15 protein-coding genes are annotated in these 15,878 nt (G+C 71.4%); 7 read left to right on the top strand and 8 right to left on the bottom strand.

The window, feature by feature from the left end:
• Window positions 1–47 precede the first annotated feature (47 nt).
• Window positions 48–1,124, bottom strand: coding sequence for a WD40/YVTN/BNR-like repeat-containing protein (locus ACFY2Z_RS21950; protein WP_390745884.1), 1,077 nt, complete (start codon window positions 1,122–1,124; stop codon window positions 48–50).
• Window positions 1,125–1,392: 268 nt separating this feature from the next.
• Here ACFY2Z_RS21950 and ACFY2Z_RS21955 point away from each other — a divergent pair, with 268 nt between their 5' ends.
• Window positions 1,393–1,809, top strand: a complete 417-nt coding sequence (locus tag ACFY2Z_RS21955) for an SsgA family sporulation/cell division regulator (protein WP_355918754.1) — start codon at window positions 1,393–1,395, stop codon at window positions 1,807–1,809.
• A 52-nt stretch (window positions 1,810–1,861) separates the two neighbouring features.
• Here the strand turns inward: ACFY2Z_RS21955 and ACFY2Z_RS21960 are convergent, their stop codons facing one another.
• Both ACFY2Z_RS21960 and ACFY2Z_RS21965 read right to left on the bottom strand, forming a co-directional pair.
• Entirely contained in the window at window positions 1,862–2,695 is an 834-nt protein-coding gene (locus tag ACFY2Z_RS21960; RefSeq protein WP_390745777.1) for an isocitrate lyase/phosphoenolpyruvate mutase family protein, read from the bottom strand.
• Between the two features lie 70 nt (window positions 2,696–2,765).
• The gene (locus tag ACFY2Z_RS21965; protein WP_390745778.1) at window positions 2,766–3,440 is read right to left on the bottom strand and encodes a GPP34 family phosphoprotein; all 675 of its coding nucleotides are present in this window, start codon (window positions 3,438–3,440) and stop codon (window positions 2,766–2,768) included.
• Between the two features lie 446 nt (window positions 3,441–3,886).
• Between ACFY2Z_RS21965 and ACFY2Z_RS21970 the strand changes: the two genes are divergently transcribed.
• The 4 genes from ACFY2Z_RS21970 (at window position 3,887) to ACFY2Z_RS21985 (ending at window position 8,227) form a co-directional block, all read left to right on the top strand.
• Entirely contained in the window at window positions 3,887–5,515 is a 1,629-nt protein-coding gene (locus tag ACFY2Z_RS21970; RefSeq protein WP_390745779.1) for an ABC-F family ATP-binding cassette domain-containing protein, read from the top strand.
• A gap of 87 nt (window positions 5,516–5,602) precedes the next feature.
• Complete coding sequence (ddaH, locus tag ACFY2Z_RS21975; RefSeq protein ID WP_390745780.1) at window positions 5,603–6,379, top strand: dimethylargininase; 777 nt, start codon at window positions 5,603–5,605, stop codon at window positions 6,377–6,379.
• A gap of 221 nt (window positions 6,380–6,600) precedes the next feature.
• Entirely contained in the window at window positions 6,601–7,575 is a 975-nt protein-coding gene (locus ACFY2Z_RS21980) for an acyl-ACP desaturase (protein ID WP_390745781.1), read from the top strand.
• 190 nt (window positions 7,576–7,765) lie between these two features.
• Window positions 7,766–8,227: a hypothetical protein gene (locus tag ACFY2Z_RS21985; RefSeq protein ID WP_390745782.1), complete on the top strand. Its 462-nt coding sequence runs from the start codon at window positions 7,766–7,768 to the stop codon at window positions 8,225–8,227.
• A 489-nt stretch (window positions 8,228–8,716) separates the two neighbouring features.
• Here the strand turns inward: ACFY2Z_RS21985 and ACFY2Z_RS21990 are convergent, their stop codons facing one another.
• Entirely contained in the window at window positions 8,717–8,932 is a 216-nt protein-coding gene (locus ACFY2Z_RS21990) for a hypothetical protein (RefSeq protein ID WP_311694183.1), read from the bottom strand.
• 162 nt (window positions 8,933–9,094) lie between these two features.
• Window positions 9,095–9,346, bottom strand: coding sequence for a WhiB family transcriptional regulator (locus ACFY2Z_RS21995; protein WP_390745783.1), 252 nt, complete (start codon window positions 9,344–9,346; stop codon window positions 9,095–9,097).
• A gap of 292 nt (window positions 9,347–9,638) precedes the next feature.
• Here ACFY2Z_RS21995 and ACFY2Z_RS22000 point away from each other — a divergent pair, with 292 nt between their 5' ends.
• On the top strand, window positions 9,639–10,433 hold the full coding sequence (locus tag ACFY2Z_RS22000) for a VOC family protein (RefSeq protein WP_390745784.1): 795 nt from the start codon (window positions 9,639–9,641) through the stop codon (window positions 10,431–10,433).
• A 271-nt stretch (window positions 10,434–10,704) separates the two neighbouring features.
• Window positions 10,705–11,913 carry a glycoside hydrolase family 64 protein gene (locus ACFY2Z_RS22005; RefSeq protein WP_390745785.1) on the top strand — a complete coding sequence of 403 codons (1,209 nt, stop codon included), beginning with the start codon at window positions 10,705–10,707 and terminating at the stop codon, window positions 11,911–11,913.
• Between the two features lie 57 nt (window positions 11,914–11,970).
• Here the strand turns inward: ACFY2Z_RS22005 and ACFY2Z_RS22010 are convergent, their stop codons facing one another.
• The 3 genes from ACFY2Z_RS22010 to ligD form a co-directional block, all read right to left on the bottom strand.
• Window positions 11,971–13,026, bottom strand: a complete 1,056-nt coding sequence (locus ACFY2Z_RS22010; RefSeq protein ID WP_390745786.1) for a LacI family DNA-binding transcriptional regulator — start codon at window positions 13,024–13,026, stop codon at window positions 11,971–11,973.
• A gap of 532 nt (window positions 13,027–13,558) precedes the next feature.
• Window positions 13,559–14,497 carry a multicopper oxidase domain-containing protein gene (locus ACFY2Z_RS22015; protein WP_390745787.1) on the bottom strand — a complete coding sequence of 313 codons (939 nt, stop codon included), beginning with the start codon at window positions 14,495–14,497 and terminating at the stop codon, window positions 13,559–13,561.
• A 132-nt stretch (window positions 14,498–14,629) separates the two neighbouring features.
• Window positions 14,630–15,655 carry a non-homologous end-joining DNA ligase gene (gene ligD / locus ACFY2Z_RS22020; RefSeq protein ID WP_390745788.1) on the bottom strand — a complete coding sequence of 342 codons (1,026 nt, stop codon included), beginning with the start codon at window positions 15,653–15,655 and terminating at the stop codon, window positions 14,630–14,632.
• Window positions 15,656–15,878: the final 223 nt, after the last annotated feature.

Raw genomic sequence — 15,878 nt, forward strand, 5'->3', positions numbered from 1 at the left:
CGGTGCGGATGCCGACCGAGTACCCCCCTATCGACCGGGATCACGGGTCAGGGCTCCAGCCGGGCGGCCCGCCCCTTCTCGCCGGAGGCCCAGCAGACCCGGTCGGGAGCGCAGTTCACGGTGTCGTACGACCCGGTGTCGACGGTCTTCCAGGTGCGGCCGCCGTCCGTGGTGAGATCGGTGCCGGTCGGGCCGACGGCAAGTGCGGTCGTACGGCTGTGCGGGAGCCAGGTGACACCGGAGCGGTAGGCCGGCGGGGGCTGGGCGGAGGGCGTCCAGGTACGGCCGCCGTCCCGGCTCACCGCGGCGGAGCGGGGTGACGGCTGGTCGGGCCGGTAGTCGCCGCCGACCGCCAGGGCGTGCGTGCGGTCGCGGAAGGCGAGCGCGAAGACACCGCGTGCCGGATCGCCCGCGGGGACCGGTGTGTCCGCGGCGGTCCAGGTCACGCCGCGGTCCGCGGAGTGGAGCACGCGCGCGTGGGCGCCACCGCCGGTGGCGAGCCAGACATCGTGCGACCCCGAAGTGACCAGACACTGGCCACTGGCCGCGAAGCCGGCCTCGCCGTCCTGGGCGGCGGGCATCCCGGCGCCGGGCAGAACCGTCCAGGAGCGGCCGCCGTCGCTGGTGGACAGGAGGCGGAACCTGCCGTCGACCGGGTCGCTCACGGCGAGGCCGTGGCGCCGGTCGAAGAAGGCGAGGCAGTCGTAGAAGGCCTTGGCGTCGGTGTTGCGGAACGTCTCGGTCCAGGTCCGTCCGCCGTCGTCGGTGCGCAGCAGCCGGGAGGCCTCGCCCTCGCCGATGGCCAGCACCACCGCGTGCCGGGCGTCGAACGCCTCGATGTCGCGGAACTCCAGATCGGCGCCGCCCGGCGGGGAGACGTTCTGCCAGTGCGCGCCGCCGTCGGTGGTGCGCAACACGGTGCCCTTGGATCCGGCCAGCCAGGCGGTGTGCCGGCTGACCGCCGACAGCCCGCGGAAGCGGGCGTCCGTGCCGGTGTCCTTGAGCTGCCAGTGCACCGGCCGCCGCGTCTCGTGCGCCTGCGCGGGCGCCGCCCCCAGCGCGGCGAGCGCCGCCGCACACACTCCCGCGGCCACCGTCCGGCCCGTACGTCCCCTGCTCCCCATGGCTGTCATGGCGCGCGAAGTTAGTCCACCGGCCCGGTGCCGTCCAGATGGCCTCGTCCGGGAACCGTGCGGCCGCGCCCGGTGTCCCCTCCGGTGTACCGGACACCGCGGGACAGAGAACGATCAGTGACACCCGCCTCAGGAGCATGGTCTCGGTGACAGAGGTCACTCGCAATTCATGTGCACGGATCGGCCGATTCCATCGTCTCTTCAGATGCTCAGGCCGCATCCGCCCCAGTCCGTCCAGCCGTCACAAGGGAGCAAGGCGTTGTCCACCCTCATCGAGCAGCCCGTGGAGGCCCGTCTCGTCGCCGCAGCGCCGCGGATGCCGAGCATCCCGGCCATGCTCCACTACGACCGGCGCGACCCGTTCGCCGTGCGTATGACCTTCCCGGCCCCCGCCACCCTCGAAGGCGTCGAGGTCTGCTGGACCTTCTCCCGCGAGCTGCTCGCGGCGGGCCTGGAGGGCCCCGAGGGACACGGCGACGTCCGGGTGCGGCCCTACGGCTACGACCGCACCGTCCTGGAGTTCCACGCTCCGGAGGGCACGGCCGTGGTACATGTGCACTCCAAGGAGATCCGGCACTTTCTGCAGCGGACCACCGAGCTGGTGCCGGCCGGTCTGGAGCATCTGCAGGTGGACCTGGACCACGACCTGGCGGAGCTGATGCGGGACGCGTGCTGAACGCGCCCCGCGGCGGAACCGGTCGTAGGACGCCGCGTGCCGAGGACGACGGTCAACGGCCCGCGTCCGGCAGCCCGTTCAGCTCGTCGTAGGAGAGTCCGCCGGCCAGTGCCCCGTAGGTTCCCGTGCCCAGCAGCTCCCGCGCGGCACGGTGGACGAGGCCATGGGCGGCCTGTGCGACGCCCGACCCGGCACTGACCCGGGCGACCCCGAGGGCGGCGAGTTCGGGGACCGTCGGCGCGCCGGGCCCGATCATCACGTTCAGCGGCCCCTCGATCCCCTCGACGAGTGCCTTCACGGTCACCGGGTCGACGACCCCGGGCACGAAGACGCCGTCCGCCCCCGCGGCGAGGAAGGACGCGGCCCGCTCCAGGGTCTCCCCCAGTCCGCCCGCGCCCCTCAGATACGTGTCCACGCGCGCGTTGACGAACAGCGGCACGCCTGCGGCGTCGGCGGCCGCGCGCGCCGCGGCGATGCGCGTCGCCTGTTCCGCGACCGGGCGCAGCGGAGCAGATCCGGCGTGCACACCGTCCTCGATGTTCACGCCGACGGCACCCGCCGCGAGCACCGCCGCGGCGGTGTCGGCGACGCCCTCCGCGTCGGCTGCGTAACCGGCCTCGATGTCCGCGCTCACGGGTACGGTCACCGCGCCCGCGATGCGCGCCAGGGCCCGGAGGGCGTCGTCGCGGGACAGCCGGTCCCCGTCGGCGGTGCCCAGGTCCCAGGCGATCCCGGCACTGGTGGTTGCGACGGCTGCCGCGCCCGCCCGCACGACGAGCCGTGCGCTGACGGTGTCCCAGGCGTTCGGCAGCACCAGGGGTCGGCCGGGGGTGTGCAGGGCGTGGAAGGAGAGGGCCTGCTCGCGCAGGTGGGTGGCGTCGGTCATGCACCCAGCCAACCAGCCTGCGGGGGCCGTCGCTCGCGGCAATCCGACAGATACGAACGCCTTCGGGGTGTCAGCCGCCGGTCCGGGCGGATGGCGCGGCGGCGTCCGGCCCGGACACGGCCGCGCGCACCCCGAGTACGACCCTGCCCAGCACGGGCACCGCGCGGCTCCCGCGGACCGTCAGGGCCTCGATCCGTTCCCCGTGCCGTTCGGGGTCCGCGGGACTCGCCACCGTGGGCAGTCCGGCCGCGGCGCCCAGGGCCACGAGGGCGGCGTCTTCCTCGAGGACCTCGGCGACGGGTTCGGGGCCCGTGAGTGTCTGCCGCGCCTTGCGTTGCAGCGACTCGACCGTCTGCACCCGCTCCAGCGTGTACTCCACGGGCCGGAGGAGCCCGAGCCCCCTCCTGCTGTCGGCGCGCAGAAACCCCGCCGCGGCGAGCTGGGCGCGGACCGCGTCGAGGGTGACACCGGCGTAGCGGGTCACCCAGGACTCCCAGGGACCGGGCCGGGACTCCATGACGAGTTCGAGGAGTCCGTCGAGGACGGGGTCGCCGCTGTGGGCGTCGAGATCGCGCGGGGTGGCCACACCGTCCGCGTCGACGAGCAGTCCACGCCCCGCCAGCTCGGTCAAGGCGCCCGCCCGCACCAGGGGGGCGAGGCCGGGGTCGTGGCGGAGCCTGCGCCGACTGGTGTCCCAGGCGAGCAGATACAGCCGGGCGGGCAGCGAGGGGGAGCCGTCGGACACGAGGCCTCCTTGCGCTCGGATTCGATGTGGCGTACGGGTGCCCCGTACGGACGTGAATACGAATGCCCGGTACGGAGGTGACGGCGAACCTCCGGGGCGGAAGAGACCACGGACGGGCGGGGGACACGAGTGCGCGGCGGGAGGGGGCACCGGGGCGCCGACCGGACGCGGACGGGTCCACCGAATATTGCGTTGACACCCCTGGAGCCCCTACCTACCGTGGAGCACGTCCTGTTGCCGCCGATTGGAGAAGGACGTTGCTCGTCTGAGGTCCTGAGACACCGCGTCACACAGCGCTGTCCGCGTCTGTGTGCGTAGCGTGCGACCTCGGCGTTCGAGCCGTCCTGACTTCCGGCGCGGGATCTTCTCCGTGTCCGCGGACCGTCGCCCCCTTGCGGTGTCTCACACGCGTCGCCCCACCCGTTTCGAGCAGTCGCGAGGCCCGCATGTCACACACCCCTGCCATCACCTGCACGTCCCTGTCCTTCTCCTGGCCCGACGGCACCCCTGTCTTCGAGGACCTCCAGCTCGCGTTCGGCCCCGGCCGGACAGGACTCGTCGGCGTCAACGGAGCAGGAAAGTCCACCCTGTTGAAGCTGATCGCCGGTGAGCTCGTCCCGGCCGAGGGCACCGTGCGCGTCGCCGGCGAGATCGGCTATCTGCCGCAGAACGTCACACTCGACACCGCGCTGCGTGTGGACGAGGCGCTCGGTATCGCCTCCAATCGCGCCGCGCTGCACGCCATCGAGGCGGGCGACGGGGCCGAGGAGCACTTCGCGGCCGTGGGCGACGACTGGGACGTGGAGGAACGCGCCGAGGCGATGCTCGGTGAGCTCGGGCTCGGTCACATCGGCCTGGACCGCACGATCGGAGAGGTGTCCGGAGGCGAGTCCGTCCTGCTGCGCCTGGCCGCGCTGCTGCTGCGCCGCCCCGACGTGCTCCTGCTCGACGAGCCCACCAACAACCTCGACCTGTACGCGCGCCGACGGCTGTACGCGGCGGTCGAGGCATGGTCGGGGGTGATGGTCGTGGTCAGCCACGACCGTGAACTCCTCGATCTGGTCGACCAGATCGCGGATCTGCGCTCCGGGGAGGTCGTCTGGTTCGGCGGCACCTTCTCCGCCTACGAGGAGGCGCTGGCGGCGGAGCAGGAGGCGGCGGAACGCATGGTGCGCGTCGCCGAGGCGGACGTGCGCAAGCAGAGGCGGGAGCTGGCCGACGCCCAGGTGAAGCTGGCCCGCCGCAAGCGGTACGGCCAGCGGATGTGGGACAGCAAACGGGAACCGAAGATTGTCATGGGAGGACGCAAACGGGCGGCTCAGGAGTCCGCGGGCAAGCACCGCATCCTGCACGAGGAGCGGCTCGCCGAGGCCAGGGAGCGCCTCGACGAGGCGGCCGGTGCGGTACGGGACGACGACGAGATCCGTGTCGACCTGCCGTACACGGCGGTCCCGCCGGGGCGGTCGGTGCTCACGTTGAGGGATCTGGAACTGACGTACGGCGCGCGGGTGGCCGGAAGTCTCGATCTGCACGGTCCCGAGCGGATCGCGTTGATCGGGCGGAACGGCGCGGGCAAGACCACCCTGCTGCGGACGATCGCCGGTGAGCTCCAGCCGGTGACGGGCGAGGTGACGGCCCATGTGCCACTGCGTTTCCTGCCGCAGCGACTGGACGTCCTGGACGACGGACTGACGGTCGCGCAGAACGTGGCCCGGTTCGCGCCGGGGGCCACCGACAACCGGGTCCGGGCCCGGCTGGCCCGCTTCCTGTTCCGTGGCGCGCGGGCCGACCAGCCGGCCGGGACCCTGTCCGGCGGCGAGCGGTTCCGTGCCGCCCTTGCCGCGCTGATGCTCGCCGAGCCCGCGCCGCAGCTGCTGATGCTGGACGAGCCGACCAACAACCTGGACATGGCGAGCGTGCGGCAGCTGACCACGGCCCTGGAGTCGTACGAGGGAGCACTGATCGTGGCCACGCACGACATGCCGTTCCTGGAGTCGATCGGCATCACCCGCTGGCTGCTGCTCGACGGCGAACTCACGGAGACCACACCGGAAGCCGTCGGGCGTCCGGCGTAGCAGGGGAGGCGTACCCCGGGGCTTTGTCCCCGGGGTACGGCCCCTGCATGATGGCGGGCGACACCATCAGCCGAGACGGAGTTTTACGTGCCCAGCAAGAAGGCCCTCGTCCGCCGACCGAGCCCCCGCCTCGCCGAGGGGCTGGTCACCCACATCCGACGGGAGAAGGTCGACGTCGACCGCGCCCTGGAGCAGTGGGAGGCGTACACGAAGGCCCTGCGCACGCACGGCTGGGAGACCGTCGAGGTGGAACCCGCCGACGACTGCCCGGACTCGGTGTTCGTCGAGGACGCGGTGGTGATGTACAAGAACGTGGCGCTGATAGCCCGGCCCGGGGCCGGTTCCCGGCGCGGGGAGACGGCGGGCGTCGAGGAGGCGGTGGCCCAGCTCGGCTGCTCGGTGAACTGGATCTGGGAGCCGGGCACCCTCGACGGAGGGGACATCCTCAAGGTCGACGACACGATCTACGTCGGCCGCAGCGGCCGTACCAACAGCGCCGCGATCCAGCAGGTGCGCGCGGTCTTCGAACCGCTGGGCGCCCGGGTGGTCGCCGTGCCGGTCACCCGGGTGCTGCACCTGAAGTCGGCGGTCACCGCGCTCCCCGACGGCACCGTTATCGGCCATGTGCCACATGTGGACAAACCGGCGCTGTTTCCGCGTTTCCTGCCGGTGCCGGAGGAGTCCGGTGCGCACGTGGTGCTGCTCGGCGGCCACAAGCTGCTGATGGCCGACAGTGCCCCGAGGACGGCCGAGTTGCTCGCCGACCTCGGACATGAACCGGTCCTGGTGGACATCGGCGAGTTCGAAAAGCTGGAGGGCTGCGTGACGTGCCTCTCGGTGCGTCTGCGAGGGCTGTACGACTGACCCGCCTGGCGCACGGACCCCTACGGCCCCGCTTCCGCAAGGTCCTCAGCGTACCCGTCGCCGGCCGTGGCCCGGCCTGACGCCTTCATGAGGACCCCTGCCCGAGCAGGGCTTTTACAGCGCGCTTAACCTACGGGTTCGTAACCTACGGCCACGTAGCCTACGATCCCGTAGGTTCCGGCGCCGCTCGCCGGTTTGCCCGACGTCCCCATGGAGTTCCCGTGACGATCACTTCCCCGCACCTCGGCAGCCCGTCCGTCTGGACCGACGCCCGGCTGCTGTACGCCCTGGAGGAAGTGGTCGAAAAGGAGTTGAACCGCCATCTGAAGGTCGCCAAGGACTGGATGCCGCACGAGTACGTGCCGTGGAGCGACGGGCGCAACTTCCCCGGCTTCTTCGAGGACGGCACGGCCTGGGACAAGGAGCAGTCCAAGGTCACCGAGATCGGCCGGATCGCGCTGGTCGTCAATCTGCTGACGGAGGACAACCTCCCCAGCTACCACCACGAGATCGCCTCCCTCTTCGGCCGGGACGGGGCCTGGGGCACCTGGGTGCACCGCTGGACCGCCGAGGAGGGCCGGCACGGCATCGTGATGCGCGACTATCTGCTCGCCTCGCGCGCGGTCGACCCGGACAAGCTGGAACGGTTCCGCATGGCGCACATGAGCGAAGGCTTCACGTCGGACAACGGGCACTCGATGCTGCACTCCGTCGCGTACGTCGCCTTCCAGGAGCTGGCCACCCGTATCTCGCACCGCAACACCGGCCACCAGTCCGGCGACCCGGTCTGCGACCGGATGCTCGCGCGCATCGCGACCGACGAGAACCTGCACATGGTCTTCTACCGGAACCTGCTGAAGGCCGCCTTCGAGATCGCGCCCGACCCGACCATGCAGGCGGTCCGGGACGTCGTGGTCAACTTCCGCATGCCGGGCCACGGCATCCCCGGCTTCGAGCGCGCCGCCGCGCAGATGGCGATCGGCGAGGTCTACAACCTGCGCATCCACCACGACGACGTGCTCCAGCCGGTGCTGCGCCATCTGAAGGTCCTGGAGATCGACGGCCTCGGCCCCGAGGGCCGCCAGGCCCAGGAGGAACTCGGTCTGTTCATGGGCGGGCTCGACGCCGAGGCCCTGAAGTTCGACGAGCGGCTGGCGGCGCGCAAGGCTCGCATGGCGGCGCGCGCGGGGGCGTAGCGGGGGGCGCTCGGCGCCGCTCCGAACGCAACCTTAACGTTTCGGCAGTAAACGCCAGGCCTCGCCACCCTTTTGCCAGGGGGCACCATGCATCAACATGCATATGCCGGTCGGTGTTCCCCCGTGGACATTCACCCGGCCCAGTCCCCGAACTACGCCTGGTCGGGCCGGGTGGCCCCTGGAGCCTGTGATGACGAATGCGATGTGGACACACGGCGTGGAGTGGCTTGCGGCCGCCACGCCGGACCCTCAGGCGGGCGAGCGGGCGTGGCTGCCAGGTGACGGAACGATCCTGATGGAGGCCGGGCGCCACTGGGACCTGGTGAGTGTCCCCCGCCAACTCGGCCTGCTCACCCTGGACATCCTGTGGTACGACCCCGCGCGCACCCCCGGGCCGACACTCGTGGACTCGACGGCGCACCGGGTGGGCTTTCTCGTGCCCCCGGATCCGGCCGGCCACTGGTCCGGGGAGGGGGTCCGGCATGCGAGCAGGGGGGCGTGGGTCGCGGTGCCCCCGCCGCACCGGACGGCCCGCTCGCTGGAGTGGATCGTTCCCCCCGACGCGTGCACGGCGCTGCATCCGCCGGTGATGCTGCGGCTGGCGCTGCGCGAGGCCTACGAGACGCTCGCCGTACTGGCGCCGGTCAGCTAGTGTCGTGCGCCCGAAGTTCGTAGGCAGTTCTGCTGCACCGCGAATGATCAAGGCGCCTGGTCGGCCACTCGGATCGGGCCGAAGTGCCACCTCGAAACTACTGATGAAACAACGGCGCAGCACACCAGTGCCCCGACAGGCGACGTTCGCCCGGTAGCGACGCCCGGCACGCTCCCCACGCCTGGCTTCGCTCGCGCGGGCGATGCCCCCACCGCCGCACCGGCCGAAAGCCCAAGTACGTCCATTACGAGAACTTCCGGCCGGCACCCCCAAAGCTCTTCGAGTAGGGGGACCCCGGAGCACGCTCCCCCAAGCTCTCGGCTTCGCTAGAGCAGGGGGACACCCATGACGCCGCTCCTCGACGGGCAGACGTCGCCTGCCGGGGCACTGGTGCAGCGGCCGGGAATGTTCACCGGCTCGCGACGCCCGGCGAACCTTCCCGGCCACAGCACTGGGGCTTCTCCAGGGCCTCGGCGAGGAGGAGGTCTCCTACACGGCCTCGTAGTGGTGCGCCTCCGCTCCGCGCCACTTCACCCATGCGGGATCGTCGAGCAGATCCTCGGCGTCGGGCAGGCCCGCCCGGCCCAGAAACTCGATCACGTCCTCGTCCGAGAACGCCAGCCCCAGACTCTCCCCGCGCGCGGTCACCCGTCGGCCGCCGGTGCCCGACGGTGGATGAACGATGACAGGAGCCCGTCCGGACATGTCTCCAGGATCGTCCCACGCGACCGGACGCGCATCCGGACGAACACCGGGCCCCGGCTCTCACGCGGGTGCGGCGGGCGCTCCCCCGCTGTCGCGCCGGTCGGCCACCGCGTGCCGTTCGACAGGCCGGTCCGAGGTGTCCCACGACGGTCCGGCCGGACCTCACTCGCTCTCCCGTCCCCGCCGCAGATGCAGCCGCTCCTTCTCGGACAGCCCGCCCCAGACGCCGAACCGTTCGTCGTGGGCGAGCGCGTAGTCGAGACAGGCTGAGCGGATCACGCACAGTCCACAGATCCGCTTCGCCTCCCGCACCGAACTGCCCGGCTCCGGGAAGAAGAAATCGGCCCCCGTCTGCGCGCACAGCGCCTGCTCGTGCCAGGCGATGTCGGACACAGTGCTCGCTTCGATGTGCATGTTCGAGAGCGTGTCGCGTCGCGAAAAACGTCTGATCAACGCGGGATCAACGCCTCGGCCCGGGGCCTCGCCCGCGGCTCCCATGGTGACCGCGCCGAAGGGGGCGACGCACGGCGGCGCGCGGCGTGTCACGAACACCCGCCACGCAGACGCACTCTACCGGTCACCCACCGTCACGGAGGCCGGAACCCATGACTCCTTCGGCGATTGCCGGGCGATTGCCGGTGAGCGGTGAAAGACTCGGCAGTACAGGCACCGGGAACCCTCGCAGGACCCTCGAAGGAGGGCAGTCATGCTCACCACCCGCTTCGTCGACGGCGCCCCGAACTGGCTGGATGTCGGCACCCCGGACATCGACGGCGCCGTCACCTTCTACGGCGGCCTCTTCGGCTGGCAGTTCGAGTCGGCGGGCCCCGAAGCCGGGGAGTACGGCTTCTTCCAGCTCTCCGGCAGGACGGTGGCCGGCGGTATGGAGATCACCGAGGAGCAGGGGCCGCCCTCGTGGACCATCTACTTCCAGAGCTCCGACGCGGAGGCCACGGCGAAGGCGGCCGAGCAGGCCGGCGGCAGCGTGCGGGTCCAGCCCATGGACGTCATGGGCGAGGGCCACATGGCCATCCTGGCCGACCCCGCGGGGGTCCCCTTCGGCATCTGGCAGCCGGCCAGGACCAAGGGCATCGAGGTGGCCGGCACCCCCGGGGCGGCGTGCTGGGTCGAGCTGTACACCCCGGACATCGCCCGCGCCGCCGCGTTCTACCACCGGGTGCTCGGGTGGGAGACCGAGGGCGTGCCCTTCCCCGGCGGCACCTACACGTGCATCAACCCCGAGGGCGCGGGCGCGGACGCCATGTTCGGCGGCCTCGTACCGCTGGCCGACGACCCCCTGGAAGCGGGGTTCGGTGCGCACTGGCTGCCGTACTTCTCCGTCGCGGACGCGGATGCCACGGTGAGGAGGGTCCAGGAGCTGGGCGGCACGGTCCGGCTGCCGGCCACGGACCTCGAAGGGGTGGGTCGTATCGCCCGGCTCGTCGACCCGTACGGAGCGCACTTCGCGGTGCTCAAGAGCGCCCCGCGCCGGCAGGGCTGACCTCGCCGGGGCGCTCGGGTCCGGGGCGTACATCCCGGATCCGACTGACTCGGGTCGACGGTCCTGCCAGGCCAGGCACCGACCACCAACAGCACTGACATCCCTGGGAGTTGCCATCACTTCTTGAACGCAAGAAATTTTCGAGAGCGCTCTCAGTCATAACCCTTGACGCCTCAACCTCCCCTGGGAACAGTGGAGCCCACCGCAGGGACCCCCCTCCACCCCCAACCCTCCCTGCGGCCCCACCCCCCACACTCCCGGGAGACGACCGGTGATATCGCGTCGAGTCTTTCTGTCCGGAACCGCCCTGGCCGCGGCCTCCGGAGCCCTCGCCTCCAAGGCCGCCCAGGCGGCCCCCGCCACCTGTCAACTCGCCCTGCGCAACGCCTCGTTGCCGGGCACGGTCCGCGCGTATGTGACCGGGCACGAACAGTCGACGGGCAACTGGATACTCCTTCGGGCCGACGGCAGCGTCTACCGGCCGGGGTCGCCCGCCGCGCCGGGAACCCCGCTGCCCGTCGACTGCGCCATCCCCCTGGGCGCCGCGGGCTCCTCCCCGAAGGTGCTGACTCTCCCTCAGATGTACGGTGCGCGGATCTACTTCGTCCGCGACGACACCCTGGCCTTCTTCCTCAACCCGGGACCCGCCCTGGTCGAGCCGGCGTTCGCGACACCCGCGGATCCCAACTACGGCAAGACATGGTCGTTCTGCGAGTTCACCTTCAACTCCAGCCAGCTGTACGCCAACATCAGCTATGTCGACCTGGTCACCGCACTCCCGATCGGGCTCACGCTGGAGGGCGACGCCACGCACTCGGTCGCACCGCTGTCCGACGGAGCGGTGGACCGGATCGCCTCGGCCCTCACAGCCCAGACGGCGAAGGACGGACAGCCCTGGGACCGGCTGGTGGTCCACGGCTCCGACGGGAAGGTGCTCCGGGTCATCTCCCCGCAGAACCTGATGGCGCCGTACTTCGACCAGCCCGACAGGATGCCGTTCCGCGATCTGTGGACCGCCTACACCGACCAGGTCTGGCAGAAGTACCGAGGCACCGATCTGCGGATCGACCTCCAGGGCGGCCGGGGCGTGTTCACCGGTCGGGTCAGCGGGGACACCCTCACCTTCACCGGCGGCCACAGCTTCGCCAAGCCCACCTCGCGGGACGTCTTCACCTGCAACCACGGCCCCTTCGCCAACAACCCGGGCGACCCGGACGACCGGAAGGCGCTGCTCGCCCGCCTCGCCGCCGGCTTCAACCGCTCCCTGATGCTCACCCACCCCGACCAGCCGGGCGGCGTGACGGCCGCCGACTACTACCAGGGCCAGGTGACCAACCACTGGGCGCGGGTCGTGCACGCGAACACACCGATCGGGTACGCGTTCCCGTACGACGACGTCCGGCCGGACGGCCAGCCGGACGTGTCGGGGGCGGCGTACGACGGCAACCCGAGGCGTTTCACGGTGATCGTCGGCACCTGACAACCGGATCCGCGCGCCCGCCCTCGCCCGTTCCCGTCCACCGGTCGCCCGCCGGGCTCAGGCGGACGCGCGCCGCACCAGTGTCGTCGGCAGCACCACACCGGACGGCGTCTCCCCCGAGGCGGACACCTCGCCCGAATCCGGCGCGCCACCGCGCCGGTCCAGTCCGCGCAGCAGCAGGCGCGCCATCAGCCGGCCCATCTCCTCTGTGTCCTGACGGATCGTCGTCAGGGGCGGGTCGGTCTGCTCGGCGACCGGCAGCATGTCGTCGAAGCCGATGACGGCGACGTCCTCGGGCACCCGGCGCCCCAGCGCGCGCAGCACGCGCAGGGCGCCGGACGCGCTCAGGTCGTTCGCGGCGAACACGGCGTCCAGGTCCGGGCAGCGCTCCAGAAGCCGGCGCATGGCACGTTCGCCACCGGCCGGGGTGAAGTCCCCTTCGGCGATCAACTCCGGGACTGCGCCGGCCATGACGTCCCGGAACCCGTCGAGCCGGTCCACGGCGGACGTCTGGTCGAGTGCGCCGGTGATGTGGGCGATCCGGCGGCGGCCGAGGCCCACGAGATGGCGTACGGCCTCGCGGGCCCCGCCGCGGTTGTCGCTGTCCACGTACACGGCGCCGCCCGTGCCGTCGCCCCAGCCGGGCCGCCCGCCGAAGACCGTGGGCACCCCGGCGCGCCGCACCAGCTCGGGCAGCGGGTCCTCCAGGTGCAGCGAGAAGACCAGGGCGCCGTCGACATGGCCGCCGGCCAGATACCGGCCGACCCGGGCGTGGTCGGCGCGCCCCTCGGTCAGCAGCAGGACGAGCTGCGAGTCATGGGCCGTCAGTTCCTTGCTGATGCCGCGTAGTTGCAGGGCGAAGAAGGGGTCGGCGAAGACCCGGGTCTCCGGTTCGGCGACGACGACGGCGATCGCGTCGTGCCGCCTGGTCACCAGGGTGCGCGCGGCCTGGTTGGGCACGTACCCGAGTTCCTCGACGGCCCGGCGCACCCGCTCCACGAGGGGTCTGCGCACGCCGTCCCCGCCGTTGACGACCCGGGACACGGTGGCCCGCGAGACCCCGGCCCGGGCGGCCACGGCCTCCAGGGTGGGACGCGGCGCGGACTCGGTCACGTGGGGCCCCTCCCTCGGCGGTTGCCGATCAGGATAGCCCGCGCCGCACCCACGCTGAGAGCGCTCCCCGCCGGGCTCGGCCGGTGCCACCGAGGCCGCCGGCGCCCGCCGGGGCCTGTCGTCGAACTCGCGTCGTCGCCCGAAGGGCGGCCCTGCGGCGTCAGGTGCGTGCTCTGGGGGTACCCCCTGCTCGAAGAGCTTGCGGGAGTGCCGGGCGGAAGCCGTCGTACTGGATGTACGGGGGGTTTCGCCCGGTGCGGCGGTGGGGGCACCGCCCGCGCGAGCGAAGCCGAGCGTGGGGGGCGTGCATGGCGTCGCAGGCGGGAGTTTGACGTAGGGCGTGTTTCGAAAGTCCCGTCTGACCCGCGACGCCTGGTACGGCACCTCGCCGCGTTGTCGGGGTCGTCCGCGTACGCGCCCGGTACGCGGACGACCCTCCGCCTTGCGATGCTCCCCCAGCTATCGCTGGGAGGTGCCCCCTGCACCGGACGCCGCGGGCCCCGCCCTTCGGGCGGACGACGCTGTGGAACAGCTAGTGCCGGTGCACCTCGTAGGTCGGAATCGTTCCGTTGGGGTTCTTCACCAGGAACAGCCCGGCCATGCCCCGGTCGGCGTGGTGCTGCACATGGCAGTGGTACATCCACGCCCCCGGCCCGACACCCTCCCCCGCGAGCACCTGGAAGCCGAAGGAGTCTCCGGGGCCCACGATCCTGTTGTCGATGATCGGGCTCGGATCGGTCGGTCCGCTCAGCAGGCCGGTGCGGTTGTGCGCCCAACGATGGCCGTGCATATGGAAGGTGTGGAAGTCGTCGCCGTGCGTGATCATCACAAACTCGACCCGGTCCCCGAGCGTCGCCGTGAAGTCCGGGCCGGAGTGCGAGGTGCGGTTGTTGATCATCTTCTCGTTGAAGACGATCGTGTGCGTCTTGAGCGGGAGGATGTCGCCCGCACGACGCACGATGACCGGCCCGTACAGACCTCTGCGGATACCGCCCGTGCCATGGTCCGAGCCGACGATGTGGTCGTGATAGTGCCAGTAGCCCGCGCTGCCCTCCCGCCAGGAGCCGTCCGCGCGGCGGCCGGGGGCATGGGTGCGCCAGATGTAGGTGCGGGTGCCGCCGGGCCGAACCGCGCTGCGGCTCCAGCGGGTTCCGTCCTGGGAGATCTGGTAGTCCAGGCCGTGCACATGCAGGCTCACCGTGACATCCATCGTGTTCACGAAATGGATGTACAGCGTGTCGCCCTCGATGAGCTCGATCAGCGGACCGGGGATGGTCGCCTTCCCCCGCTGCAGTCCGTAACCCATCTGCCCGTTGCGCAGTCTCTCGGCGTAGAGCGTGATGTGCCTGACCTTGCCTCCGGGGGGCGCCGTGCGCAGCGGCGTACCGGCGGCCTCCGGAGCCACGGACAGCGACGTCGCAACGGCCGCACTCCCCAACAGCATCCGGCGGTTGAAACTGCGTCTGTCCATGCCGGACTCCCCATCCTATTCCGAGTTCACGGATAAGAGCCGCTGGGACGAACCGAGGACGGTAGCGGCATGCGGGGATCTTATCCTCAATGAGGACAAATACTGCGCATTGCCGCCATATCGGCACTTGCCCTATGTCGGCGGCGTGCCGTTCCGTCGAGCGCGGCTGGGCTGGACCCGCTTCGGCTCGCCCGGCATCTTCGGGTACTCCGGCGGATAGGGCAGATCGCCGAGGCCATGGTCGTGTTCGTCCCGGCGGGCCAGATCGAGGAGCGCCTCCAGGGAGAAGGCATGGTCGTCCATGTCCGCGTGGACGTCACCGAGCCGGGCGAACCGCTCGGGCATGGTCGCCAGATCGAAGTCCTCGGGCACCACGTCGGAAACCTCCTCCCAGTGCAGCGGCGCGGACACCGGGGCGTGCGGCCGGGGACGTACCGAATAGGCGGAGGCGATGGTGCGGTCGCGCGCTGTCTGGTTGTAGTCGAGAAATACCTTTTCTCCCCGCTCCTCCTTCCACCAGGCGATGGTCACCTGCTGGGGCATCCGGCGCTCCAGCTCGCGCCCCACCGCGATGGCGGCGCGGCGCACCTGGGTGAAGGTCCAGCGCGGTTCGATGGGCACGAAGACATGCAGCCCCCGGCCGCCGGAGGTCTTGGGCCAGCCGCGCAGTCCGCCGAACTCGTCGAGTACGGCGCGCAGTTCATGGGCGGCGCGCACCGCGTCGGCATAGTCGGTGCCGGGCTGCGGGTCGAGGTCGAGGCGGAGTTCGTCGGGGTGGTCCACGTCGTCGCGGCGCACCGGCCATGGATGGAAGGTGAGGGTCCCGTACTGCGCGGCCCACACCACGGCGGCGACCTCGGTGGGGCACATCTCGTCGGCGCTGCGGCCGCTCGGGAAGGTGATGTGGGCGGTGGGGATCCAGTCGGGCGTGTTCTTGGGCGCCCGCTTCTGGAAGAAGGACTCGCCGGTCACGCCGTCCGGATAGCGCTCCAGGGTCGTGGGCCGGTCACGCAGGGCACGCAGAATGCCGGGGCCGACGGCCAGGTAGTACTGCGCGAGGTCCAGCTTGGTGAAGCCGCGCTCCGGGAAGAAGACCTTGCCCGGACTGGACAGCCGTACCGTCCGGCCTGCCACCTCCAGTTCCACCGCATCGCCCATGCGAGCCACGGTAGGCGCACAGGACACCCCCTGCATACCGGACACATGGCACGGCGTGGCGGGCGCGGGGCCGTCCGGGACCCGGCGGCGCCCGGATCGGCGGGTGGCCGTTTCGCGGCGGGAGCCGAGGGGGACTCGGACGGCACGCCGCCGGAGCGCTGCGGCTGCACGCGGCGGACCGGCGGCGACCACACAACTCCAGGACTCGCGGCGACCACACCAC

The organism is Streptomyces sp. NPDC001222, from assembly GCF_042896945.1.
Taxonomy (GTDB): domain Bacteria; phylum Actinomycetota; class Actinomycetes; order Streptomycetales; family Streptomycetaceae; genus Streptomyces; species Streptomyces gibsoniae.

Bases quoted from the DNA above. Each gene is read 5' to 3' on its own strand.
- ACFY2Z_RS22015 (WP_390745787.1), bottom strand. From the start codon at position 14,497: ATGGACAGACGCAGTTTCAACCGCCGGATGCTGTTGGGGAGTGCGGCC.
- ACFY2Z_RS21950 (WP_390745884.1), bottom strand. From the start codon at position 1,124: ATGGGGAGCAGGGGACGTACGGGCCGGACGGTGGCCGCGGGAGTGTGT.
- ACFY2Z_RS21990 (WP_311694183.1), bottom strand. From the start codon at position 8,932: ATGTCCGGACGGGCTCCTGTCATCGTTCATCCACCGTCGGGCACCGGC.
- ACFY2Z_RS21995 (WP_390745783.1), bottom strand. From the start codon at position 9,346: ATGCACATCGAAGCGAGCACTGTGTCCGACATCGCCTGGCACGAGCAG.
- ACFY2Z_RS21960 (WP_390745777.1), bottom strand. From the start codon at position 2,695: ATGACCGACGCCACCCACCTGCGCGAGCAGGCCCTCTCCTTCCACGCC.
- ligD (WP_390745788.1), bottom strand. From the start codon at position 15,655: ATGGGCGATGCGGTGGAACTGGAGGTGGCAGGCCGGACGGTACGGCTG.
- ACFY2Z_RS22000 (WP_390745784.1), top strand. From the start codon at position 9,639: ATGCTCACCACCCGCTTCGTCGACGGCGCCCCGAACTGGCTGGATGTC.
- ACFY2Z_RS21970 (WP_390745779.1), top strand. From the start codon at position 3,887: ATGTCACACACCCCTGCCATCACCTGCACGTCCCTGTCCTTCTCCTGG.
- ACFY2Z_RS21985 (WP_390745782.1), top strand. From the start codon at position 7,766: ATGACGAATGCGATGTGGACACACGGCGTGGAGTGGCTTGCGGCCGCC.